This is a genomic window from Nonomuraea sp. NPDC046570 (assembly GCF_040645915.1).
Taxonomy (GTDB): domain Bacteria; phylum Actinomycetota; class Actinomycetes; order Streptosporangiales; family Streptosporangiaceae; genus Nonomuraea.
On the sequence record NZ_JBEYZF010000034.1, the window covers coordinates 49336 to 72863 of the forward strand.

Genomic DNA, 23528 nt, shown 5'->3' on the forward strand with positions numbered 1-23528 from the left:
GGCCCGCGTGTGTTCCCGGAACCATCGGCCGTGATCACGGTAGTGCTCTCCAAATCCACCCGACGATAGTGGGACGCAAGCCCCCTGGTGGTGTTTGTTGCGTCCATCGAACCTTCGGGCCTGCATTTGTCCGCCCGGACGAACTGATCGTCGGGGTGCGGGCACTAAAATCAGGACGATCCGGGCACACGCTTATCGGCCCGCCCGGTGTGCAGGTAAGCTGCGCGTCCCTCTCCGTCGTCGCCAAGGAACGCGAGCGGCGCGCGGACGCCGCCCTCGGGCTCGACCGGGAGCAACGCATCGCCGCGCCAGGCGATCAGCTCAGTCCGATACGGTGCCTCGTCCAGCTCTGCGGTGACTCCCATGGGAATGCGCTCCAACCACAGCCGCCCCTCCTCGTCCAGGCTCACCGTGGTCTCACTCGTGCTCGACACATAGGTGCCCACGTACCGAGAGGCGTCCAGCGCAGGCGCAGCCGGATCGGGCACCGGCTGCCTGGGCAGTTCGACACCGCCAAGCTCGTGGAGCACGTGCCCCGCGATCTCGCGGAACACCTGCTTCGGCGACCCGCCATTGGTGACGATCACCAGCGCCACGTCCCGCTCCGGCACCACGCGCAGGAACGCCGACTGGCCGATGGTGTTGCCGTCGTGGCCGAAAACGGTGGGGCCGGAAAGATCGAAGAGCTCCCACCCCAGGCCCCAGGCGGCGCCCTGGTTGATGTCGGGCTGCTCGATCTGCGGCTGCCGCATCGCCCTGACGCTCGCCGGGCTCAGTACGGGGCTGCCGTCCGGACCCAGGCCACCGGCGAGGTGCATGCGAGCGAAGGCCAGCAGGTCGCGAGCACGCATCGCCAGCATCGACCCGGCCGGCGCGTTCGAGCGGGCCAACGCCCAGACGTGGGTCGGCTCCAGCTGGCCGCCCGGCGTCCGCTCGATGTGCCCCACCGCCGTACGGTGGATGATCGCCTCGTATGGATCGTTCGCGGCATGGGTCAGGCCCAGGGGCTCGAACAGGTGCGTCCTCATGCAGTCGTCGAACGGTTTCCCCCGGACGCTCTCGACGATCCGGCCCAGCACGCAGAAGCCGGCGTTGTTGTACGAGAACATCTCGCCCGGCTCGAACAGCTGCGGCACCTGGTGCAGAGCGCCCAGGAACTTCTCGATGCAGTCGTCGCCCTTGCCGGTGTCGGTGAAGATGTCTCCCTCGAACCCCGCGACGTGACACATCAGCTGCCGCACGGTCACCCGCTCGGCAGCCCGCTCGTCGGCGATCCGGAACTCGGGGAGATAGGTCCGCACCGGGGCGTCGAGGTCCAGCTTCTCCTCGTCGACCAGTTGCATGGCCAGCGTCGCGGTCAACACCTTGGTGATCGAGCCGATCTGGAAGAGCGAGTCGACCGTGGCCTCGACGCCCGTGGCTGTGCTCAGCACCCCAGCCGCGCCGTCGACCACCTCGCCACCCGCGCAGACCGCCACCGCCGCCCCCGGCACCCGGCTTCCGGCGAGCACATCCGGCAGCCGGTGCCCCAGCCACGCACCAACCTCATCCAGCTTCGACATCGGCATCCCTCCTGGCTCAATTCCCGGACGAGCATAGGACTGGCGGGAACGGCAGCGTTCGTACGCTCCCACCACGGCCGATACGCCGTTTCGTGGGGTCGGCCAAGTCCTAGGTGTACTGACCACAGAGGTTGAGTACGGTGAAACGATCTTCGGGGTTGTTGAAATGAGGGAGGGCCTGCTGCGCCCAACTGCCGGTCCGCCCGTGTCGAGCAGTCGATGCCATGGGCCTCGGAGGGGTGGTGCTTCGCCGCAAATCGCTGGTCATGAGGCTGTACGCGGCCTATGATGGCGCGCCGTGCTCACAAACGAACAGATTATCGAACAGGCCCTGGACCGAATCGAGACAGGGTACGTCTTTCCCGAGAAGACCGTGGACATCGACGCCGCGATCCGGCGCCGTCTCGCGGCAGGCGAGTACGGCGACCTGGACGGGCCGGTGCTCTGCGAGACGGTGACCGCTCACCTTCAGGAGGTGTGCCCGGACAAGCATCTGCGGCTGCTCTGGGTGGACCAGCCGCAGTCGCTGGATTCGGCGGACGAGGACAAGGGCCGGGCCGCGTTCCTCGCGCTGCTCAGGGCGGAGAATCAGGGAGTCCGCCGCGTCGAGCACTTGGACGGGAACGTCGGGCTCATCGACGTCCGGCGCATCGCGTACGCCGACGAAGGCGCCGGCGCAATCGGCGCGGCCATGCAACTGGTCGCCCACAGCTCCGCGCTCATCCTGGACCTGCGCGCATGCCTTGGCGGGGCCCCGGAGGGGGCCGCGATGTGGTGCAGCTACTTCTTCCGCGATGACCAGGTGCACCTCAACGACATTTACGAGCGGTCCACCGGTGCCACACGCCAGTTCTGGACGACCGCGCACCTTCCCGCGCCGCGCTATGCGGACCGCCCGGTCTATGTGCTCACCAGCGCGATCACGTTCTCCGGGGGCGAGGACGTGGCGTACACCCTTCAGGCGCACGGCCGGGCGGTCCTCGTTGGTGAGACGACACGTGGCGGGGCGCATCCGACGGCCCGCCACGCGGTCACCGAGCACATCCTCGTGACAGTACCGACCGCCCGGACCATCAACAGCGTCACCGGCACCAACTGGGAAGGCGTTGGAGTGGTCCCCGATGTACCCGTCTCGGCGGACCAGGCACTCGACACGGCACTCAAGGCCGCACTGGGGCTCCTCGGCGTATAGGCGCGGGGCGCTCCTCGGGGAACCGGCCCTCCAGCTCGCAGAAATTCAAGGTCGCCTCGATCAGATCCCGCGCTTTGCGTCGTTCAGCCCGATGGCAGTCGACCCTGCGGCTGGCCCGCGCCGCCTCCGAAGCGCCGCGATTTCATCGAGACCGTGCTGATGGGAGCGTGAGTGAGCGGGCGGACCCGGGGTCCGCCCGCTCCCAGTGGCTGCTAGTCGCGGAGGTTGAAGGCGCGGACGGTGGTCTGCTTGACGGTGTTGCCTGCCTTGTCCCAGGCCTCGACCTTGAGGGTGACGGCGCCCTTGGCTGACCCGTAGCGGGCCTTCGCCGTGTAGGTGCCGTCCTTCTCACGCTTGACGTCGACGCGGGTGTAGGTGGCGCCGTCGTCGGTGCTGGCCCAGAGCTTCAGGCCGGCGATGTCGGGCATCTTCGAGGCGGACGGGGAGTGGTAGGGGGAGACGGTGAAGCGGTGCGTACGGCCCGCACGCACACTGTTGGCGGCGTCCAGGGTGTCGCCCAGGTCGTAGCCGACGAACACGACCGGGGCCGGCTTGCAGGGCTTCGCGGTGCCGTACAGCGCTTCGAGGGAGCAGAAGGATCCGGGCAGGGGGTCGGCCGCGACCGGGGTGGTGAAGGTCCACTCGGTGTCGTGCTGGGCGTTCTTGGCGGTCAGCCGGTAGCTGCCCGGGCCTTCGGGCATGGTGAAGAGCGGCAGGACGTCGGTGCCGCCGACGCGGGCGCGCGGGATCTCCTTGCCGTCCCGGTAGAGGCGGACGTCGATGCCGGGCTCGAAGGGGTTGGCCCAGTAGTCGGCGCTGTACTGTCTGGTGCCCGGCGAGCCGTTGCTGAGCTCGAATTCCGCCCACAGGCTGTCGCCCTGAACGCAGATCATGCACCGGAAGCTCCAGGCGAGGTTCGCGCCCGGTTTGGCGAGCTTGTAGAGGGCGTCCGAGCCGGTCGCGGCGCCGGGCGTGAACGGGGCGGTCAGCCACGACTGCCGGGTGCGGATCGGCTTGTCGAACACCTCCAGGGCCCACTGCGGTCGCGCATCGTCGAAGCTCAGCGGATCGGAGATCTCCCACATGCCGTGCGAGCTGACGACCTCGGGGTCGAGCGGTCCGACCCAGTCACGCCGTTTCGGCAGGGTGAGCCTGGGGGCGCCCCACTCCGAAGGCTGCGACACCAGCGGGAGGAGGTCGTCGGTCTTCCACGCGTACCGCCAGTCGCCGTAGCGCTGCGGTGCGACAGTGTGGATGTCCAAGTCGATCCGGGCCAGGTCGCGCTCGGTGAAGGTGTAGTGCAACGAGCGGGGCACGCGGCCCTCTTCGTACGGGGCGAAGGTGTAGGTGTAGGGCGACTCCTCGGTTCCGGTCACCTGAATGGTGAGCCGCTCCCCGCCGGCGAGCCGCTCGCGCAGGTCGAGCGCCTCGAGGGAAGGCAGGGACACGTTGGGGATGCCGACCGGCTTGGGCTCTCCGGTGAACGGCTTCTGCGTGATGCTCAGGGGGATGGCGCAGTCGGTTCCGGGCTTCGGGAAGTGCGCGATCGCGGCCGCGCCGGCGTCGCGGATCGGGCCGATCCGCTCGATCTGCGCTCCGCAGACGTCGCCGAACAGGCCCGCCGCCTTCGGTGCCTCCATGAGGACGAGCTTGCCGCGCAGGTCACGTCCGGCGATGTCCTCGGGCCTGCCCTCGCCGACGTCGACGACGTCCAGATCACGGGTGCCGGTGAACGGCCGGAAGTCGGGGAAGATGTCCTGCTGCCGGTGCTCTCCGTAGACGTCGAAGCCGTGCATCGGCGCGGCCGGGTGCAGGGTGAGCCCGCCCCGCCCGCGCACGCTCATGGCCACCTCGCTTTGGCCGAGGGTGAAGCGGGAGTGGAAGCGGAACCCGCCCTTGGCGACCTTCTCCGTGGGCAGGGCCCACAGCCGGGCCCACGAGCCGATCGGCGTGTTCGTCGATATGGCCCCCATGAAGGAGGTGCCGTCGGCCACGGTGCGCTGGTAGGCCATGGTGGGGGAGTTGTTCAGCGGTTCGGCCGGTTTCGGGGTGGTGAAGCGCACCTCGGACAGCTTCCGGGCATCGAGCGTGATCTCCGTGTCACCGTTCACGATGATCTCGGGCTGGAACAGGAACGCAAGGTTGAACCGGTCGTCGTCGCCGACCCAGTCCAGTCCCTGCGTCACGCTGACGACGCCCTGCGGGACGCGGACGACCGTGGTCCCCACCTCGGTCAGCACGGTGCCGCCGATGACGCCCTTGTGGCCGGACACGTCGATGGTGTCCTGGCCCCAGGGGCTGTACGGCTTGCCGTCCCGGCCCAGGGTGTGGATGGTGAGCGTGGCCTTGGGCGCCTCGCGCACCGCACCGGCGGGGGTGCGCAGCTGGACGCCGTCGGCGGCCGCGGTCACCACACCCGTGTAGGTGTCCAGGGCCAGGCCCTTGGAGTCGAGGCTGACGGTGGTCGTCGCGGTCCCCGAGGCGGGCACGGTCAGCGTCGTGTCGGCCACGCTGAGCGCGCCCTCCACCACGCTCCCGTCGGACTTGCGCAGGCCAGGCGTGAGGGTCAGGGTGACGGGCTGGCCGCTCAGGTTGGTGTAGGTCAGGTTCCGGCTCGCGGGCTCGCCCTCGTCCGTGAGGGCGCCGAAGTCGAGCCCGGTGGTGGTGGCGAAGACCTGCTGGGCGTGCGCCCTGGCCACGTCGACCCGGCCCGCTCCCTGCTTGTACACACTGAGCTCGTCGTCCTTGGACGTCGACATCAGCGCGGCCTTGATCTGCTGGCCGGTCCAGTCCGGGTGCTGCTGGGCCAGGATCGCCACCGCTCCCGCCACGTGCGGGGTGGCCATCGAGGTGCCTGCCGCGGCCGTGTAGTGCTCGTCGAACGGCGTGCCCATCGTGGTGCCCGCGGCACGCGCGGCGATGATCGCCACGCCGGGTGCGGCGATGTCCGGCTTGAGCCCGCCATCACCGAAGCGCGGCCCCTGGCTGGAGAAACTCGCCCACTTGTCCTCCTTGTCGACCGCGGCCACGGTCAGGGCAGCGTCGGCCGAACCGGGGGAGGAGACCGTCTCGGTGCCGGAGGCGCCGGAGTTGCCCGCGGCGATCACGAACAGCGCGCCGCTGGAGGCGCTCAGCGCGTTGACCGCCTGGCTCGCCGGGTCGGTCCCGTCGGTGGGGCCGCTGCCCAGGCTCATGCTGACCACCTTGGCGCCGCTGGCCACGGCCCATTCCATGCCCTCGATGGCGCCGGAGTCCGTGCCGGAGCCCGCGCTGTCGAGGACCTTGCCGATGATCAGCTGGGCGCCCGGTGCGACGCCCTTGTACTTGCCGTTCGCCGCCGCGCCCGACCCGGCGATGGTGGAGGCCACGTGGGTGCCGTGACCGTGCCCGTCCTTGATCTCCTCACCGGGAATGAAGGACTTGCCGGCGACGACCTTGCCGGCCAGGTCGGGGTGGGTGGTGTCGATGCCGGTGTCCAGGACGGCCACCTTCACGCCGGTGCCGTCGTGCCCGCCCGCCCACGCTTGTGGCGCGCCGATCATCGGCACACTGACGTCCAGGTCGGCCTTGACCTTGCGGTCCAGCCACACCTTGGCGATGCCGCCGCGCAGGGTGTCCGGCACGTTGGCCAGCCCCGCGATCCCGTCCGCGCCCTTCTTCTCCGGTACGGCCCGCACGAAGTTCCAGAACGTGCCCGCCTCGGCCTTGGTGACCTTGACCGCGGAGGCATTGACGCTCTCCAGGGTGAGCACCGGCTCGCTGGCCGGAATCGCCTTGGCGGCGGAGGCGACGGCGGCGTCGCTCTGCTGCTTCGGGTACTGCACGATGACAGGAAGGTGCTTGGCCGCGTCGTCGGCGTAGCCGTTCTCCGCCAGGTAGGTGACGTTGAACAGCTCCCGGTCCAGGCGTCCGGCCTGGATGGCCGGAGCGGCGTCGCTGGGGGTGACGTACACCCCGTCCGGGGTGGCCAGGGTGGATAAACGGGCACGGGTCCCGTCGGGGCGGATGCTCGCCTCGGGGTTCACGGCGTACTTGCCGCCGCCGGCGTCGCTCAGCCGCACCTTGTCCCCGGTGACCAGGGTGATCGTGCGCGAGCCCGGGCCCACCCCGCTCAGCGCGATCGGGCCGGTGACCTGGCCGGGAAGGGGGGCGGCGGGTGCCGGCTCCTGTTCCTGGGCGACGGCGGCCGTGCCCGGCGCCACCAGGGTGCCCAGCACCAGGGTCGAGGCCGCGAGGAGCGCGCTCCTGCGGCGGAGGAAGGGGGGAGGACGGTCAGGTGATCTGCGTGGGGACATGCGGAACTGCCCTTTCGGCTACTGAAGGGGGAGGGGAGATCAGACGGGCTCGAATCCCTCGGGGGCGTCGTCGAGGGGTTCGACGGCCGGCTCGTCCGGCGAAGACACCGGTCCTTTCTGGTCTGCGCCGGCCTCTGGGGCGGTGTCGGCCGGACGGCCATCCGTGGAGTCGGTTTCGGACATGCCGTAAGCGTCGCCTGCGCGGCCCGCGGGGACTATGGGTAGGGCACCCCATTCAGCGGGCCGAGGCCGGGCAGGGCACTACGGGGGTACGGCGGGCTCAGCGCTCGACGCCCAGGTGCGCGCCGAGTGCGGCACGGGAGCGCAGCCCGAGCTTGCGCAGCGCGGCGCCGAGATGCTTCTCGACCGTTCTGGGCGAGACGAACAGCTGCTGGCCGATCTCCCTGTTGGTCAGCCCCGCGGCGGCCATCTCGGCGATCTCCCGCTCCCTGGGTGACAGGTCCGCCCCGTAACCCTGCGGGCCACCGGGGTAGCGGCCCCGCACCGTCACCCCGTGCCTGCGGGCCAGCTGCGCCGCGCGGTCCAGGTCCCACCGGGCGGCCAGTTCCTGGAACGTCGTGATCGCCGCGCGCAGCGGCTCCTCGGCTCGCGGGTCCCCAGCGGCGAACAGCCGCCAGGCAGCCAGCTCGCGCGCCTGGGCCGCCTCGTACGGCGCGCCCAGCCGGTCGTAGGCGGCCGCGGCCATGAGGTACTCCGCCGCGGCGGCCGCCTCTCCGGCCGCGAGATGCCCGCGCGCGTGCGGCACCGCGGCCGCGGTCATCGGCGCGTCCAGGCCGTCGAGCTGCACGGACAGCCGATCGACCAGGCGGGCCGCCTCGTCGAGCCTGCCCGCGGCCGCCATCGCCTCGGCCAGCGCGGGCAGCGCCCGTACCGCCATCGGCCAGAGCCCCTTGGTCTCCCACACCGCGACCGCCGCGCCGGTCGCCGCCAGCGCCGCCTCGGGCTCGCCGCGTGCGGTGGACAGCCTGAGGAACCCGGCGACGGACAGCGGAAGCAACTCGTAGCCGCCCAGGACCAGAACGCGCTGGACGACGTCGGGCAGATCGCGCCGGGCGGTGTCGAGGTCGCCGTGCGCGAGCGCCAGGCAGGCCGCGACGGTCTCGGCGGTGATGCGGTCGAACGGGCGGCCGCCGTACTCCTCGAGAAGCAGCGCGGTCTCCTGCTCCAGCCCGTCCCACTCGCCGCGGCAGTAGGCCAGCAGGAGCGCGACCAACCGGCAGCGCGAGAGCGGCTCCCTCGAGGACTCCTCGCCCGCCGCCCCCCGCATGGCCGCGGTCAGCAGCTGGTCGGCGACCGCGAAGTTCCCCGCGAAGCAGGCGTTCTCCGCGATGGACCGGTAGGCGCCCACCTCTTGGCGGTGCCTGGGTCTGCCGCCGGTCCTGCGGCGGACCTCCTCGGACAGCCCGGCCCAGCGCGGATCGCCGTTTCCGCACAGCGATGCCGCGATCTTGCCGAGCACGAAGACCTCCTCGACCGGATCGCCGATGGCCGGCACCGCCTCCAGGGCCCGAACCAGCCAGAAGGTGTGCTCGGCCAGCGGCACGCTCACGTCCATCGGCCTGCCGAGCGCGGCCATCACCCACGCCGCGAGGTCGGGCCGGTCGGCGAGGTCGTCGACCGCCGCGGCGAAGGCGCGGCGCTGCACGCCGGGCTCCTCGCCGAGCCTCTCCTGGAGGAGGCCGATCAGGAAGTGCAGCTGGCCGCGCGACGGGCCGGGCTGCTCCGACTTCAGCGCCTGCGACAGCAGGTCGATCACCTCAGGAGGGCGCAGCACCTGTGCGGCGGCCCAGCCCAGCCGCACCGCCAGGCGCCCCCTGCGGCCAGGGTCCAGCGGCGCGTTGCGCAGCACATCCTCGAGAATCCGTACGGCCTCGGCGTCGTCGCCGAGCTGCGAGGCCTGCTCGGCGGCCTGGTCGGCGGCCTCCACCCACTCCCGCATCTGCCCGGCCTGGCGCAGGTGGTGGGCCTCCTGGCCGAGCGGCACCGGCTCCACCGCCCGTACGGCCGAGGCCGCCCGCGCGTGCAGGTCCTGCCGCCGCCCGAGGGGGATCCCGCCGTACACCGCCTGTGCGGCCAGCACGTGCCGGAAGACCACCGCGCCCGCCTGCTCGACCAGCAGGCCGGAGACCAGCAGCTCGTCCACCCCGGCCACGGTCTCGGCCTTCGGCAGCCCGCCTACCCGCGCCAGCACGCCCAGCCGTACCGGCACCTGAAGCACCGCCGCCGCCTCGGCCACCACGCGCGCCGCCTCGGGCAGCCTGGCCACCCGCTCGCGCACGGAGTCGCGGACCCCTGGCGGCACGTCGAGCTCCGCCAGCGCCTTGCGCGCCCACCGCCCGCTGCGCAGCCTGATCAGCGCGCCCCGCTCGCGCAGCAGCGCCATCAGCTCCTGCACCGCCAGCGGCAACCCAGACGACAGCTCGTGCAGGTGCGCCCCGAAGTCCGCCGTGACGCCCTCCTCGTCGAGGATCGAGGCGGCGAGCTCGCCCGTCTGCCCGGCGTCCAAGGTCTTCAGCAGGATGTGATCGTGGAAGACCGAGTCAGCGGGGCGTCCCGTCGCCTCCCTGATCAGCGCGTCGGCCTCCTCGCCCCGGTAGGTGAGCACCACCGACATCCGGACCGGCAGGACCGCGAGCACGTAGGCGAGGAACTCGACCGTCTGCTCGTCCGCCCAGTGCAGGTCCTCCACGACCAGCACCACGGGTCCCAGCGCGCCCAGCACCTCGGCGAGGCCGCGGAACAGCCGGTGGCGCTCGGCCGCCCGGTCGTCCAGCGGCTCCAGCGGCGGCGGCAGCACGTCCGCCAGCTCCGGCAGTAGTCCCCGCAAAGCGCCCGCGACCGGCGACAGCTCCGCCCGCCCCAGCAGCTCACCCGTGCCGCGCAGCGCCTCCACCAGCGGCCCCAGGGGGAACGGCTCCCTGATCCGCCGGGCGCCGCCGCCGAGCAGCAGCCGACCGGCCATCTCGGGCTGCGCCTGCATCTCCGCCAGCAGCCGGGTCTTCCCGATGCCGGCCTCGCCCTCCAGGACCACGACGGCGGGCGGGCGGCTCACAGCGGAGACCAGGCGCCGTAACTCCTCCTCGCGCCCGACCAGGACCGGAGAGATCACCCGTCCCGCGACCGTATCGCCGTCCAACGCCATCAGGCTCGCCTCCACTCACCTGGCCCAGTTCCACGACTAGGACTCGGAGCCCTGAACCACCACAGTTGTGATCAATTCATACAGCAAGCCCCGCCACCGGCTCGCCCGTGCCCTGCGACGCGATCGACACGAGTCCGACCGCCGGGCACCGTTCACGACCGGGGTTCGTCGAGCATGGCCGCGACGCCGTCGAGCATGCGGTGCAGGCCGAACTCGAAGATGCTCTCCGGCCCCCCGAGTTGGGCGGTATCAGATTGGTTGAGTCGTGGCACCAGGTCGTCGCTCCTTCCGCATCAGATGTAGTGAGCCGCTTCAAGTCCGCTGAGCCAGGACAATCCGAGCTTGACCTTGCCCCAAGGTCAAGGTTCGACGATGTTCTGCATGAACAACAACGCACTGCACACCGCCGAAGCCCAGATCAGCGAGCAGGCCGCCGCCTACTGCGAGTCCGACAACGTCCCCGGGTTCGTCGCCGGCGTCTACCACGCCGGCGAGCAGATCGTCGTCGCCCACGGCACCGCGAACGTCGCCACCGGCGCACCGATGCTCAAAGACACGGGATTCCTCTTCGGCTCTGTCACCAAGGTGCTGACCACCACCCTGGTCCTCCAGCAGGTCGACCGAGGGCTGCTGGACCTCGACTCGCCGGTCGTGAAGTACCTTGGCCAATGCGGGCGTGCCACTGGCCCGTATCAGGGACCTTCTCGACGCCGACCCGGAGACGCTCACGGCGGCCATCGCCGAGATCGATCACGACCTTGAGGACCGCATCGCGCAGCTGGGACGAACGCGCGACCAACTCGCCCAGCTGCGCTGCGGCGACCGGCTTTTCGTTTCCCCGGAAGTCGCCGACTATCTCGACGATTTGCGCGAACTCGGCGTCAGCGAGCGCCAGATGCACCTGGAACGCGACGGCTGGATCCTCATGCAAACAGCATCGCCCGAGGACGCCTCCCTGTGGATCGCCGAAAAACGCGAGTTCATAACCGATCCCGAGTTCCGCGCCCTCTACCTCGAACATGACGCCGCCTACGACTGGTCGCCGAACGATCCCCGCCTCCCCGCCCTCGCGGACCGTACCCGGTACTGGTTCACCAATCACCCCAGCCGATCCGAGACCCGCCCCGTCCACAACCCGGCCATCGCCCGGTTGGCCGCACAATCCCAGCCCGGAGCCTCATCCCCAGCTTGGGACCGCCTCGCCCTACTCATGAACGGCTAGCCTCGATCTTGCGGGCTGCTCGGTTGGGAGAGCCTGGTCCTCGGAGGGGAGTACGAAGGCTTTCCCCTGATGTACCACTGGCGGGTTCTGCCCGACACCCCACCCGAGGGGTACGTCGAATTCGGCGGCATCGATGGGGCGGTCGCGTACTGGGAGGGCTCGCCGGCCGTCCGTGAACGCCTGGAGGCCGTCGGCCGCTCAACATCGAGTCTGGTGCTCTTCCTGGAACACGTGCCGCAGACTCTCGGCGCCTGGCTGGCCGACTCGCGGAAGGCTGCGCCAGGCGGCGGAGAAGGCTCGCTGTACCCCTGGGCGGAGGAAGCTCTGGCACGCGGAACCGCCTTCATGAGCTCTCGCGGGCTCGTCCACTTCGACGCCCATTTCGCCAACATCCTGACCGACGGCCAGCAGGTCCACTTCGCCGACTTCGGGCTAGCCCTGACCAGCAGGCGTTCCTGCGGGAATGGATCGCGGGACGACAGCCCGATGACGTCCCGCCCGCGACTGCCGCGATCATCGACCGGCACGCCCCAGCGGCCATCGTCTTGAACGAGTTCCACCACCGCCTGCTCCACAAGAGCAAGCGGACGCCGTTGAGCCTGACGGGTTCAGCGTCCGACATCGATTACGGGGTCGACGTTCAGAGACGAGCCACAAGCGAGATTTCACACTGTACGGCTCGCTCGCGGCCCGTCCAGTCCCCACGAGACGATCTTGATGGGGGTGACCTTGATGATCTCCCGGGAGAAATATGGCAGGGGCGGCTCGTGATCTTTCAACGTCACCGCCGTGCCCCGGATTTCGATGCCCCGGGGTGCCCACGGATCGACCGTCGCCAGGTCGTCCACGACGAACGCGACCGTGCTCCCTTGCAGGACGTTCCGGAACTTCTTCGACGTGCCCAGCGCGTGCCCGCCGATGACGATCGTGCCGGCGCCGCCGTCGACGAAGAAGTTGGTCGGGTTGTTCTGTACCTGCCCGTCAGGCGAGATGGTGGCCAGCCGCCCGATGCGCTGAGTGGCCAGGTAGTCGAGTTCTGCTTGGGTGAAGACCATGCACGTCAGTATGAAACCCTGACATCGACGGCAGTCAAAACCGAGGTGCCGTCAAGAAACGTGCGATGAGCCGCCAAGCATGGCCTGACCTCGGAAGCTTGATGCCATGGGCCGATGAAGGAGGCCCGTGGCGTCGATCGCCTTGACCTCGTACGGAGCCATGCTGTCGCCTGCGATCGTTACGGCCTTGCCCAACGTCCCTCCGGGGTTGTTCCGAGGTTGTTTCGGCCGAAACACCTGGACACATGTTCGACGTGCCTCATGCGCCAGAAGAGATCATTTCCTATGACCTGCGAGAAGAGGGCAACGATCGAACCGAGGCCTTGGCCGCCATCCTGACCGCCGGGTGCCGCGACGAACGGCAAACCGCCCCCGCCGGTCCGTCCGGCGGGGGCGGTCGTGTGGGCGCCTACAGCTCGCAGTTGGTCTCGACTTCGCCGTCGCAGCGGTCGCTGTCGGCGCCGCCGTTGAGCGTGTCGGTGCCGATACTGCCGATCAGACGGTCATTGCCCCCGCGACCGTTGAGCGTGTCGTCACCGAAACCGCCGAACAGGATGTCGGCGCCGGAGCCGCCGTTGACGGTGTCGATGCCGTTGTCGCCGGAGAGCGTGCTCGGCAGCTTCGTGTTGTTGCGGATCGCGTCGATGCCGTCCCCCGCGAACACGTCGACGCGATCGATCCCACCGGCCGGGCACTGCGCCGCGCCCCCCGCCTGCGTGCATCCAGAACCGGCCGCGACCGAGCCGAGCGTATTGCTGATGGTCACCACGGTGCCCGTCGCGTTGAGCTGGATCTCGATCCCGTCGTCCACCGAGCTGCCGTTGACGAGGATCCTGCCGCTGTCGAGTTGCGCGGTGACGGTGGCCGCCGACGCCGGTCCGGCCAGCGCCACGGCGCCGGTGAACAGGACGGTGACGAATCCCAGGGCCATACCCGTGCTTCTGAGCATGCGACGACTCGTGTTGGTGCTGAACATTCGCTGGTTCCCCTCGATGATGTGTCGATCCGGACCCCTGGAACACTGTGAGGGAGCCTCGTCCCCGGCTCATCGCACAAAGACGCACTGGCCAGGCGCACTAATTCGTTGACCAGCGGCCTTCCTATCCTCTACACCACGGCGGCCGCCGAGGCCTCGCCAGCAGCGAGTTCGGCACCGTCGCCAGACCCCTGAGCTGCGGTATCGCCGGCGTAGCTGATCCAGACGCGCGGCAGGCTCAGCCCGCGCGCCCTGGGGAAGGTGAGGTAGTCCTGCCGACCAGGTTGAGGTCCGCGGCGCGCATCTGCCGTACGACGATCGCGGCCTGCCCGGTGGCCAGAGCCTCCGCGGGCAGGGTGAGCCAGGCGCCGTGCGAGGAAAGCCATCACACGCCGGCCGGGCGTACGGCGCCGAGAATGTTGAGTGTCCAGGTGCTGATTTCGCCGGTGAAGCGCTTGTTCAGCGCCACGGGCAGTTCGAGGTGGTAGAGCGGCAGGTAGGGCACCTGATCGGCCACCTCGGCCAGCACCTTCGTGGTCGCCTCGCGCCTGGGCTCTCCCTCCAGGCCGCCCACGTCGTCGAGCCGGGCGTCCAGGGCGGTGCTGCTGTACTCGCTGAAGTTGAAGTCCTGCGGCTTTGCCGCGGCACGGCTGAGCAGGGTCGGCAGGGCCTCGGCCGGGTCGGGGCTGCCAAAGACGAGGTCGACCATCTGTACCGCCACCTCGTGCTCCATGCGCTGCGTGTCGTACTTCTCGGTGGGCTGCGGCTTGAGCTCCAGCGTGATCCCGATCTTGGCGAGGTCGCCCGCGAGGACCTGCATCGCCTTGCCGAACTCGCCGCCTGCGTCGGTCGGCGTGGCCAGGGTGAAGCCGTTGGGGTAGGCCGACTTGGCCAGCTCCGCCTTGGCCGCCTGGAGGTCGTGCGCGTAGGTGCGCACGGTCGGCAAGGCCGAGCCGTACAGGGCGGTGAGCTGCGGCTTGGACAGCAAAAGGTCGGCCTGGGATCCGTGCCCGCCGGTCATGAGCTGGACCAGGGCGGCCCTGTCGACGGCGTGCGCGATGGCGCGGCGCACGTGCACGTCCTTGAGCGGGCCCCTAGGAGGGGGACGTCCCGCGTTCATTGGCTCATACGCCAAACTCCTGCGGCCGCCTCGTCCTGCAGGCCAACCGGTGGTGCTGGACCAGGCCAGGGGGATGCCCACCGGCTTGATCCCCTCCGGCCGGGCGAGGAGGCACATGCGCCGGAAGCCCTCGCCGCTGATCATCAGATCGGCCACCCGCGTCCAGGCGGAGGGTGAAGGGACCCGCCCGCCAGGCTCCTGCCGGGGCAGGCTCGGTGTCGAGTTCCAGGGTCAGGCCCCTGCTGAACCTGCCGTCTCTGAGTACGGCCGGCACGTCGTACTCGTCGCTGAGCCAGACGCCGTCCGGGGCCCTGTCCTCGCCTGGCGTGAAGGAGTGGCTCGTCCTGATGGATGCTTCCCACGATGAGGTCGCCGTCCTCGATGGCCAGCCAGGTGGAGTCAGCATCGCCCACGCCGTACCAGCGGCCGGCCGCGGCGCCCGGGATGAATTCGGCCGACAAGGAGCACGCCGACACCCCCGAGTGGCTGTCAAAGTGCGCGTGCCAGGACGGGCAGTGAACGGCCTTGGTCGCGGATGCTCTGCGCGGGAGTGATGGTTTGAAGCTGACCGTTGACCGGTGCGAGCCAGGACCTAGAACGCCCCGTGGCTTCGTACCCAGTTGTGGCGGGTTCAGGCGATAAGCAGGCGAAGGCCAAGCTCTGCTGCTTCGAGATCGAGGAGGTCGCGGTTGCGTTTGGCCCACCGGCCTGAGGCGAGGTCAGTACGGAGGCTGTGCACTGCGCTCTGCTCGGCGTCTGGCCCGACTTTGGCCCAGACCGATATTCCGCGACGGACATTCTCGTCCAGGTATGCCTCGGGCCGGCGCCAGTAGGCCTCGAAGAAGCCGTCAGCGCAGTCCCACGGGACGAGCACCGGTTCCATCCGGGCTCCGATCGTGCGGGCCTGCTCGGTCACCGAAGGCCGGCCGACAAGGAGGTCCGCGACCTCAGGCAGATAGTCGCGAGTAAGCCAGAACCGATGATGCCATCCGGTGTCAGTGGTGTCGTGCGTGAACACCACCACGCGGCGAGCAACGCGCCGCATTTCGCGCAGGCCGGCGATCGGGTCAGACCAGTGATGAACGGTGGCGACAGCCATCGCGGCGTCGAAGGACTGGTCCTCGAACGGAAGGCTCTCCGCGGTGGCAGCCACGCACGGCGCCGCGCCCGCGGGACGCTGCGCCCGCATGACCGCCGACGGTTCCACCGCGGTGACGTCGCGGTCGGAGGGCTCGTAGGAGCCGGTTCCCGCGCCGACATTCAGTACGGTCTGGGCATCGCCGAGCGCCGCCCAGATCTGCTCGGCGATCCGCGGCTCGGTGCGCCGCGTCACGGTGTAGGTGGCTCCGATGGTGTCATACAACTGCGTACTGGACATCAGACTGCCTTTCTGGCTGTCACCACCGCCGTCCCCGCACCGCGCATGTGGCCCGGGTAACGTGTCGCTGCTCGGGGTGCTTGTCGCTTGCGCGCCATTTCATCACATTGGCTGACCTTACGCTCCGCAGGCCACCGGCCAGCTTCGCTATGGTACCGATCTTCGACCTGGTAATTGATCTACTGGGCATGCCCCGGCAAGCTGGCTGCTTCCGCTCTGTCGGGGAGGTGGTCGTGGCTCGCCGACCCGAAGCGGGCGTTTGCCGAAGGCGCCGATGGTGGCGTGGAAGGTGCCTGCCGATGCGGCGGCGAAGGCGGCGAGCGGATGCTCGCTCATGTCGGCCGCGAAGGCCGTGATGGTGGCGATGACGTACCCCGCCCATCCGGCGACAAGGTTGATGAGCGGGCCGCTGCTGAACGGCGAGCTACGACGTGGCCATCGCGATGACCGCGAGAGTGGAGGCCGCGAAACCGCCCGCGACCACCAGTGTCGCCGCGATCAGCGGCAGGCGCCGGCTCCACGCCCGCAGCCGTGGCGACCCCGTCACGCTTGCCAGCACGTCCCTGCCGCGCAGGACGGCCAGGCCGGCCCCGGCGAGAGTGGCCGCCATCCCCACACCGAACGCCGCCACCAGGGCGAGGGCGAACACCGCCCTGCCGGATAGCAGGCCGGTGAGCAGGAGCAGGAAGGCCGAGGGCGAGGGCAGCAACCCGCCCGACGCGCCGATCGTCACAATGCCCTTCCAGGTGAGCAACGAGTGGCCATGCCCATGCCCATGTCCGTGGCCGTGTTCCGATCGGCGGCCGCGCAGGTGCCGGTGGACGAGGCCCACGCCGACCGCGAGCACCACGAGTGAGGCCGCGAGTTGCAGCCACCGCGTCACCGCTCCCAGATCGGGCGCGTTGTCCACGGCCAGCCACCAGCCGATGGCCAGCACGGCCACCGACACGGTGTGCATGACCGCCACCACCACGCCCAGCAGGACCGCGTCGCGGGCCCGGCCGTTGCCGCCGACCAGGTACCCGGCCGTCAGCGTCTTGCCATGTCCCGGCGCGCAGGCGTGCACCGCCCCCGCCACCAGCGCGACCAGCAGGGCGAGGGGCATCACGACGTCGTGGTCCACCAGTGCGGACAGCTCGGCCGTCCACACCGAGGTGAGCGAACCGGACGTGCCCACCTGACCGTCGAACCGGAGCACGTGCGACGGAGCGGCCGCGGTGTGCAGCGCTCCTCCGCCGCCCGGCGTCGTGGAGACCGTCCGGTAGGCCGGGTTCACGTCGACGAGCGCGGTGATCGTGAGCGTGACGGCGACGACCTCGGCCGGGCACCTGAAGCGCAGGACCGCGCCGGAGACGGCGAGGGCCTGCGCCCCCACCGCCTCCAGCCGGCAGTCCCGCCCGCCCTGCGCCACCCCGACACGCTCGCCGAGATACCCGCCGACCGACCGCGGTACCGACCGGCCCGCGGGCACCTGATCGAGCGCCTTGTCCAGCGCCGCCAGGTCGTCGGCCGCCGCCGACCAGGTCACCTCGACCGTGTCGCCGCTCGCCGTCACCTTCGCCACGAGCGGCGGGCCGAACGGGTGTGCCCACCCCGGACCCGCCGCTCCCAGCAGGAACAGCGCCACCAGGCTCGCGACCGCGAGCAGGCGGGCGGAACCCCTTCTCATGACCACACTCAGCCCCGGCCGCCGTCGCGGAACGTCCGGGTCGCCAGCGCGTGGATCGAGCCGTCGTCCGACAGCGCGTACAACAGGTCGCCGCTCACCGACAGCGCGGAGGCCACGCCGCCGCCCAGGTTGTACTCGGTCAGCTTGCGCCCAGTCGCCCGGTCCAGGGCGACCACGCGGCCGTCCCAGGTCGTGGCGTACACCACGGTCTCGGTAGCCAACGCGTGCATCGCCGGAGAGCCGGGGCCCGCCGCCGTGCACCCGGCCGCGACCCGCCACTTGTCGTCCATCGGGCTCTCACCCGGCAGGTAGCCCAGCGGCGTCTCCCACACGGGCGTGGCCGGAGTCGCCGAGGCCGTGTCGTAGGCCCTGACCACACCGTCCATACTCGCCACGTACGCCATCGCGCCCCGGGTCGCGGGGCTGGTCACCGGCGGAGGACCGGGTTCGCAGGTGCTCGCCGTACCGAGCTTGGACTGCCAGAGCACCTTGCCGCCCGCCTGCAGGTTGTGACCGCGCACGCCGGTGGCGGTCGAGGTCACCATCTGCGTGTCGGTGAAGGACGGGGAGGACTGGGAGAAGATGTCGCCTCCGGTGTCCACCGTGGACTGCTGGGTGCAGGTGGTCAGATCCATCGCGATCAGCGACTGGCTGGACCCCGAGTGCAGGTACGCGGTGGTCGAACCCGCACGTCGTACGGCGATGCTGTGGAACTCGCCCCACGCGACCGGCGCCCCGAAGCCGCCCGGCAGCCTGGTGCCGGTCCTGGCGTCGCGGCAGCGCACGCCGTCCCACTCCTGGTAGACCGCGACGCTGCGGCCTTCGGGCAGGTCGAACACGCTGACCGGACCGCCCGCGCGGCCGTAGCGGCGCACGGTCGGCCCCTTGACCTGCTCGGCGTCGATCGTCTCCCAGACGACCTTGCCGGTGCCCGCGTCGAGCGCGTAGACCCGCCCGACCCCGGTCGTGAGGTAGACCTTGCCGTCGTGCACGGTCGGGTAGGACTCGGCGTCGCCGTCGAGGTAGGTCCGCCACGCCTCGGTGCCGGTCTTGGCGTCGTAGGCGAGCATCATGCTGTACGGCGAGTCGAAGGCCTGCGAGGCGACGATCACCTTGCCGCCGGACACGGCCGCGCCGTTGAGGTGGAACTGTTCACCGGTGTTGGCCGCCCAGCGCAGGTCGAGCCTGGCGCCGGGATCGTCCTTGGCCGACGAGCGGCCCTCCTCGCCGCCACCCTGGCCGGTCCAGTCCTGACCGGTCCTGGTCCTGACGGGCCGCCGGTCGGTGCTCAGCCGGAACGTGCTCTTCACCGAGGGCCAGGTCTTGCCCGCGGTGTCGGTGACGACCAGTTCGGCGGTGTAGGTGCCGGGCAGCACGAGCCCCTTGATCTTGTCGCTCACCCGCGTCCACGACACGTGCGCCTGCGGGCAGGGCTCAGCCGCGCCGCCGGGGGGCGTGTAGCAGTTGACGATCCCCTTGGGCGAGGTGGTGCGGCCGAACGGCAGGCTCTTCTTGCGCCAGACGGTCAGGCCGTGGAAGCGCACGGTCAGCGAGGCGCTGGCGGGCGTGCGCCCGTCGTCCTCCGCGTACAGCTCGACGGGGACGTCCGACCGGACGCTGTGCATGCTGTCCTGCGCCGGGCTGACCAGCGCGACGTCGTCGTCGACCTCGAACTGGCGGTGCGTGCCGGTGATGTACCCGGTGTCCTCGTTCGCCGCCGTCTTCGGGTCGTCGGTGACCGCTCCGAAGTCGAGGATCTTGTAGTCGGGCCTGGCGGCGTCGATGCCGTAGGTGCCCATGTTGTTGACCTCGACCGACCTGGCGAACGCGCCCCGCCGATACTCGGCCTGCTGGTTGTGACCCGCGGCGAACATCCGCACGTCGTACTTGGCCAGCTCGTCCACGATCGGCTGCATACCGGCGCCAGGGCCCCAGCGGGTGAACAGCGAGCGGTGCGCGAACACCAGCACCTGCTTGCCGGTCGCGTTCCTGCGCAGGTCCTCGCGGAGCCACTGCAACTGCGGGGGCAGGGAGGCGGAGTCGTAGTTGTCCTCAAGGACGACCACGTGACGGCCGTTGCGGTCGAAGCTGTACCACTCGGGGCCCACGTTGCGGCGCCAGTACTCCAGGCTGCCGCCGTACCCCTGGGAGGTCGCGGTGCCGCCGATGTCGTGGTTGCCGATGACGGGGTAGTACGGGTGGCCCAGCCGGCCCTTGCGCAGACCCTCGCGCAGGATGTCGTAACCGCCCTGGCGGCGCGGCTCGGCCGCGTAGTCGGTGACGGTCAGGTCGCCCGTGGTGATGGTCATCGTGGCGCCGTGCACCTCGGACATCGCCTCGACCTGGCCCTGCCAGCGCGGCAGCGCGCCCTTGGCCTCCACGTCGGTGCGGTTGCCCACCTCGACGTCGGAGACCATCAACCACTTCTCCTTGGGGTCGGCGGCTCTGGCGTCGGGCACCATCGCGAAGTCGATCCCGGTCAGCGGCCCGGCTCCCTCGGGCACCTCGCGGAAGAAGCGCGGCACGTAGTCGTCGCGCAGCACAGGCGTGTAGCCGTTCGGCGACACGACGCTGACCAGGTCGGTCTCCCTGCGGGAGCGGTCGACGGTGACCGAGTAGCGGCCGTCGGCACCGCTGGTCGCCCAGACGGCTCCGTCGGTGACCGAGACCCCGGGCAGGCCCTTCTCGCCGGTGTCCATGGTGCCGTCGCCGTCACGGTCGGCGAAGACCGTGCCCTCGACGACCACGGGGTCGGCGTTGGCGCCCGTCAGGGTGAACGCGACGGGCGGGCTCAGCGGGTCGTACCCGTCGTTGGCCATGAAGTGGGCGCTCCAGGCTCCCTCGCCGAGCGAAGCGGTGCTCAGGGTGACCGTGCCCGAGGCGAGCGGCGCCCGCACCCAGGTCCTGGAGGCGACGGGTCCGGGTGTGTCGGAGGGGCCGTAGAGGCCCACCCAGTTGAGCGACCCCGGCTTGTCGGTGGTGTAGCTGAAGGTGACCGGCTGACCGGCCTTCGGGTTGACGGTCGTGAGCGCGAGCGTGCCCGTGGGAGCGAGCGCGGCGCTCGGCTCAGCGGCAGGGCTCTCCGGCGTGGGCGAGGTGGACGCGGTGCCCGGTTCGGGCGTGGCGGCCAGTGCGGTGCCCGGCGCGAGGACCGCCACCGTGAGCGCGGCGGCCACGACGCCCAGCCAGCCCCTGTGACGGCGGAGCCACATCAGCGCGGTGGCGGCCAGCACGAGACCGAGCAGCACCATCGCCAAGAAGGGCACCATCGAGGTGGGCGCGTGGGAGCCGGTGCCGTCGACGACGGGCAGAGCGGCCGTCGCGTTCGACGTCACGCCGTCGAACTCCGCGATGACCTCCGACAGCCCGCCCGCGCTCAGCAACCCGCTCAGGTCCAGGCTGGTCACCGCGCACGACCAGGCGAGTTCGATGACCACACCGCCGGGGAGCCCGCCGGTGTCGCCGGAGACACCGTGCGCGCTGACCGGGCATCCGCCGCCCAGCAGCCCGCTCGCCCAGGCTCCGGCGCGCTCAGAGGTGATCACATCTTGGTGCACAACCAAGCGACCGCTTGTTGTGTCTGCGGTGGTGCTGACGACAAGCTCGGCATGGTGGCGCGACAGGTGAGCGGAGGCAGGACCAGCGGTGATACCCAGAGCGACGGTCAGTGCGACCATGAAGACGCCAAGGCGTCGCACGGCTCGAAGTAAGGGATCTTGAGAGAGAGGCATGAGCACTAAACTAGACAAGTTGGTGCTTGACTCAGAGAGCTCAGCCGCGATGTTCATCCAGCCCGTAGCAAGAATTCACCCCACGGTCCGGACTCGCGGTCATCCAGAAAGCACCTCCCGTCAAACCCGGATGGAGTTGACGCGGACGCCCCGGAGGACGAGTTCCGCCGCCCGCGAAGGTGCCCACTCCGGCGTTGGCGAAGACGATGTTCAGCCTGCCGTACCGCGTCTTGATCGTGTCCATCAGGGGGTCCAGACCGCTCAGGTCGGCGGTGTCCGCCGCCACGCCGAGGGCGCGCGGGCCGACATGGCTTCGGCCTGGTCCACGCGCTGCCGGGTGCGGCCGGTGACGCTCACGTGGGCGCCTTCGGCGATGAGGCGATGAGGCGGTGCGCGGCGGCCAGTCACCTGCTGCTCGTGCCGCCGGTGATCAGCGCGGTCTTGACGATGAAGCGTGTCAGGTGAGTGCTTCGGTAAGCCAGTCGGCGAGTGCTGCCAGCCAGTCGGGGCGGGCGTTGCCGAGCAGGTGGTCGCCGTGAGGGATGTGCAGGTACTGCCCGCGTGGTGCCAGGCGGGCCAGCGGCTCGCCGGATGAGGATCTCCCGTACGGGGGGTGGCAGGCCGCCCCAGTCCAGCCGGAAGGGACCGCTGACGGTGGCGGCGGCCGCGACGCGGGTTTCACGGGCGGCGCTTTCCGCGACGTAGTAGCCGCCGAGGCTGAGCCCGACGAGCCCCACGCTCTCGGTGCCGAGTGCGTCGATGACCTGGCCGATCACGTGGTGGTAGTCGGCTCGGACGGTGGTGGTGGCCGCGAGCACGCCCTGCCCCGGCCCATCCATGGCGAACACGGTCAGGCCCCGGCGCAGCAAAGCGTTGATCACGTCATGGAATTCCTCCTTACTGGAGTCCAGCCCGGGAACCACCACCACGGTGGCCTCGGCATCGACCGGGCCGCCCAGCCAGCCGGCGAACCCCGGTTCCTCGATGCGGCGCGCCCTAGGCTCCATCATGTCCAGCGCCCGGCCCATGGCGGCGTCCGCCTCGGCGGCCGCGAGCGCGCGGTCCCGGTTCGGACCCAGGGTGGCGAAGTGGAACCAGCGTGCCGCGACCTGGTAGTGCTCGCCCGCTGAGATCGCCGTGGCCGCCTGCCTGGCGCGGATCAGGTGCCCGCGTGCGGCACGCATGAACGTCTCGCCCCATCGGCTCAGGTCGGTCAGCTCGCCGGTGACACGCTGGTCTCGTGCGGGTCCAGCCCTGCTCCGGTTGCGCGCGACAGGTTGGCGGCGGCAAAGTCGGTGATGACGTCGGCGGCGCTCATCGTGGTGCTCCGATCGTCAGGACGGCGTTGCCGCGGATGCGGCGTTCCCGCAGGTCGATCAGGACTTCGGCGGTTTCGCTCCAGTCGGCGTTACGGCCGATCTCCGGGTGCAGCCGCCCGCCGGCGACCAGGCGCAGCAAGGTGGCCAGGTCGGGACCGTACGGCGCGCCGGAGTAGTGGAAGTGCCGGATCACGGCGTTCTCCGGCCCGGTGAGCAGGTCGAAGAAGTTCAACGTCGCCGGGGTATGGCTCGGTCAGCAGCACCCGCCGGCCCGTCAGGGCGCCGGCCGTACGGAGCAGCCGGAGCGCGGTGATCCCGGCCAGCGGCAGGGCGGCCGCCTGGACGGCGTTGATCTCGTCAGGCACGACGGCGAGTGAGTGGGTGGGCACGGCCGCGTACTCGGCCCAGCCTCCCATCGGCAGATGGCCCACCACCCGGGTGCCGGCCGGCGGCCCCGAGCCGTCGGCGGCGGCCCGCACGACCAGGCCGGCGACGTCTTTACCGGGCATCAGGCCGGGTTGTGGCTCTTCAAGCAGGAATGTCTCCCCGCGATTCGGCGAAAAGGCTCGTCGAGCTGTGCGACCTGCCGCGGGGATCATCGGTGGGCTTCGTCATTGGCGGCCAGATGGCGACGTTCACAGGACTCGCGGCGGCCCGGCATCACCTTCTCGACCGGCACGGCTGGGACGTGTCGGAGCGGGGCCTGTTCGGGGCCCCGGAGGTGACGGTCCTGGCCTCCGTCGAACGGCACGCCAGCGTGGACCGGGCGCTGCGCTTCCTTGGGTTCGGCTCGGGCGGCATCCGCGACCTGGCTTGCGACGCCGACGGGGCCGTCGACCCGGCCGC

At 70.4% G+C, this 23528-nt stretch carries 17 protein-coding genes and 1 pseudogene; 6 read left to right on the top strand and 12 right to left on the bottom strand.

Annotated elements, in window-relative coordinates; translation table 11 throughout:
- Positions 1-170 precede the first annotated feature (170 nt).
- Entirely contained in the window at positions 171-1568 is a 1398-nt protein-coding gene (locus tag ABZ911_RS35265) for a serine hydrolase (RefSeq protein WP_358066200.1), read from the bottom strand.
- 292 nt (positions 1569-1860) lie between these two features.
- Between ABZ911_RS35265 and ABZ911_RS35270 the strand changes: the two genes are divergently transcribed.
- Entirely contained in the window at positions 1861-2754 is an 894-nt protein-coding gene (locus tag ABZ911_RS35270) for a S41 family peptidase (protein WP_358066203.1), read from the top strand.
- Between the two features lie 212 nt (positions 2755-2966).
- Here ABZ911_RS35270 and ABZ911_RS35275 read toward each other — a convergent pair whose 3' ends face one another.
- From ABZ911_RS35275 to ABZ911_RS35285, 3 genes are all read right to left on the bottom strand, one after another.
- Positions 2967-7049: a S8 family serine peptidase gene (locus tag ABZ911_RS35275; protein WP_358066206.1), complete on the bottom strand. Its 4083-nt coding sequence runs from the start codon at positions 7047-7049 to the stop codon at positions 2967-2969.
- 39 nt (positions 7050-7088) lie between these two features.
- Positions 7089-7232: a hypothetical protein gene (locus ABZ911_RS35280; protein ID WP_358066209.1), complete on the bottom strand. Its 144-nt coding sequence runs from the start codon at positions 7230-7232 to the stop codon at positions 7089-7091.
- Between the two features lie 97 nt (positions 7233-7329).
- Complete coding sequence (locus tag ABZ911_RS35285) at positions 7330-10179, bottom strand: AAA family ATPase (protein WP_358066211.1); 2850 nt, start codon at positions 10177-10179, stop codon at positions 7330-7332.
- A 414-nt stretch (positions 10180-10593) separates the two neighbouring features.
- Between ABZ911_RS35285 and ABZ911_RS35290 the strand changes: the two genes are divergently transcribed.
- The 3 genes from ABZ911_RS35290 (at position 10594) to ABZ911_RS35300 (ending at position 11983) form a co-directional block, all read left to right on the top strand.
- Positions 10594-10974 (top strand): serine hydrolase domain-containing protein, encoded by a 381-nt coding sequence (locus ABZ911_RS35290; protein ID WP_358066214.1) that lies wholly within the window; start codon positions 10594-10596, stop codon positions 10972-10974.
- Positions 10889-11434 (top strand): hypothetical protein, encoded by a 546-nt coding sequence (locus tag ABZ911_RS35295; protein WP_358066217.1) that lies wholly within the window; start codon positions 10889-10891, stop codon positions 11432-11434. Before ABZ911_RS35290 ends, ABZ911_RS35295 begins: the two co-directional genes overlap by 86 nt.
- Positions 11435-11503: 69 nt before the next feature.
- Entirely contained in the window at positions 11504-11983 is a 480-nt protein-coding gene (locus ABZ911_RS35300) for a hypothetical protein (RefSeq protein ID WP_358066220.1), read from the top strand.
- 116 nt (positions 11984-12099) lie between these two features.
- On the opposite strand, the gene ABZ911_RS35305 is transcribed toward ABZ911_RS35300, so the two are convergent.
- The 8 genes from ABZ911_RS35305 to ABZ911_RS35340 form a co-directional block, all read right to left on the bottom strand.
- Positions 12100-12489, bottom strand: a complete 390-nt coding sequence (locus ABZ911_RS35305; protein ID WP_358066223.1) for a PPOX class F420-dependent oxidoreductase — start codon at positions 12487-12489, stop codon at positions 12100-12102.
- 409 nt (positions 12490-12898) lie between these two features.
- Positions 12899-13420 (bottom strand): hypothetical protein, encoded by a 522-nt coding sequence (locus tag ABZ911_RS35310; RefSeq protein WP_358066226.1) that lies wholly within the window; start codon positions 13418-13420, stop codon positions 12899-12901.
- A gap of 430 nt (positions 13421-13850) precedes the next feature.
- A complete protein-coding gene (locus ABZ911_RS35315; RefSeq protein WP_358066246.1) occupies positions 13851-14729 on the bottom strand; it encodes an ABC transporter substrate-binding protein in 879 nt (292 codons plus the stop codon).
- A gap of 487 nt (positions 14730-15216) precedes the next feature.
- Positions 15217-15963, bottom strand: coding sequence for a class I SAM-dependent methyltransferase (locus tag ABZ911_RS35320; protein ID WP_358066229.1), 747 nt, complete (start codon positions 15961-15963; stop codon positions 15217-15219).
- 424 nt (positions 15964-16387) lie between these two features.
- Positions 16388-17632 (bottom strand): hypothetical protein, encoded by a 1245-nt coding sequence (locus ABZ911_RS35325; protein ID WP_358066232.1) that lies wholly within the window; start codon positions 17630-17632, stop codon positions 16388-16390.
- Positions 17633-17640: 8 nt separating this feature from the next.
- A complete protein-coding gene (locus tag ABZ911_RS35330) occupies positions 17641-21177 on the bottom strand; it encodes a PQQ-binding-like beta-propeller repeat protein (RefSeq protein ID WP_358066234.1) in 3537 nt (1178 codons plus the stop codon).
- 590 nt (positions 21178-21767) lie between these two features.
- Positions 21768-22547 carry an alpha/beta fold hydrolase gene (locus tag ABZ911_RS35335; RefSeq protein ID WP_358066237.1) on the bottom strand — a complete coding sequence of 260 codons (780 nt, stop codon included), beginning with the start codon at positions 22545-22547 and terminating at the stop codon, positions 21768-21770.
- A 130-nt stretch (positions 22548-22677) separates the two neighbouring features.
- Positions 22678-22914, bottom strand: a complete 237-nt coding sequence (locus ABZ911_RS35340) for a hypothetical protein (RefSeq protein WP_358066240.1) — start codon at positions 22912-22914, stop codon at positions 22678-22680.
- On the opposite strand from ABZ911_RS35340, the gene ABZ911_RS35345 reads away from it, so the two are divergent.
- Positions 22892-23059: a hypothetical protein gene (locus ABZ911_RS35345; RefSeq protein WP_358066243.1), complete on the top strand. Its 168-nt coding sequence runs from the start codon at positions 22892-22894 to the stop codon at positions 23057-23059. The genes ABZ911_RS35340 and ABZ911_RS35345 overlap by 23 nt on opposite strands.
- A gap of 224 nt (positions 23060-23283) precedes the next feature.
- Positions 23284-23528, top strand: a pseudogene (locus ABZ911_RS35350) (hypothetical protein); the annotation flags it as partial.

Coding starts and splice junctions, on each gene's coding strand:
- ABZ911_RS35265 (WP_358066200.1), bottom strand. CDS start 1,568: ATGCCGATGTCGAAGCTGGATGAGGTTGGTGCGTGGCTGGGGCACCGG.
- ABZ911_RS35275 (WP_358066206.1), bottom strand. CDS start 7,049: ATGTCCCCACGCAGATCACCTGACCGTCCTCCCCCCTTCCTCCGCCGC.
- ABZ911_RS35280 (WP_358066209.1), bottom strand. CDS start 7,232: ATGTCCGAAACCGACTCCACGGATGGCCGTCCGGCCGACACCGCCCCA.
- ABZ911_RS35290 (WP_358066214.1), top strand. CDS start 10,594: ATGAACAACAACGCACTGCACACCGCCGAAGCCCAGATCAGCGAGCAG.
- ABZ911_RS35300 (WP_358066220.1), top strand. CDS start 11,504: ATGTACCACTGGCGGGTTCTGCCCGACACCCCACCCGAGGGGTACGTC.
- ABZ911_RS35305 (WP_358066223.1), bottom strand. CDS start 12,489: ATGGTCTTCACCCAAGCAGAACTCGACTACCTGGCCACTCAGCGCATC.
- ABZ911_RS35310 (WP_358066226.1), bottom strand. CDS start 13,420: ATGGCCCTGGGATTCGTCACCGTCCTGTTCACCGGCGCCGTGGCGCTG.
- ABZ911_RS35315 (WP_358066246.1), bottom strand. CDS start 14,729: ATGATCAGCGGCGAGGGCTTCCGGCGCATGTGCCTCCTCGCCCGGCCG.
- ABZ911_RS35320 (WP_358066229.1), bottom strand. CDS start 15,963: ATGTCCAGTACGCAGTTGTATGACACCATCGGAGCCACCTACACCGTG.
- ABZ911_RS35325 (WP_358066232.1), bottom strand. CDS start 17,632: ATGAGAAGGGGTTCCGCCCGCCTGCTCGCGGTCGCGAGCCTGGTGGCG.
- ABZ911_RS35335 (WP_358066237.1), bottom strand. CDS start 22,547: ATGCGTGCCGCACGCGGGCACCTGATCCGCGCCAGGCAGGCGGCCACG.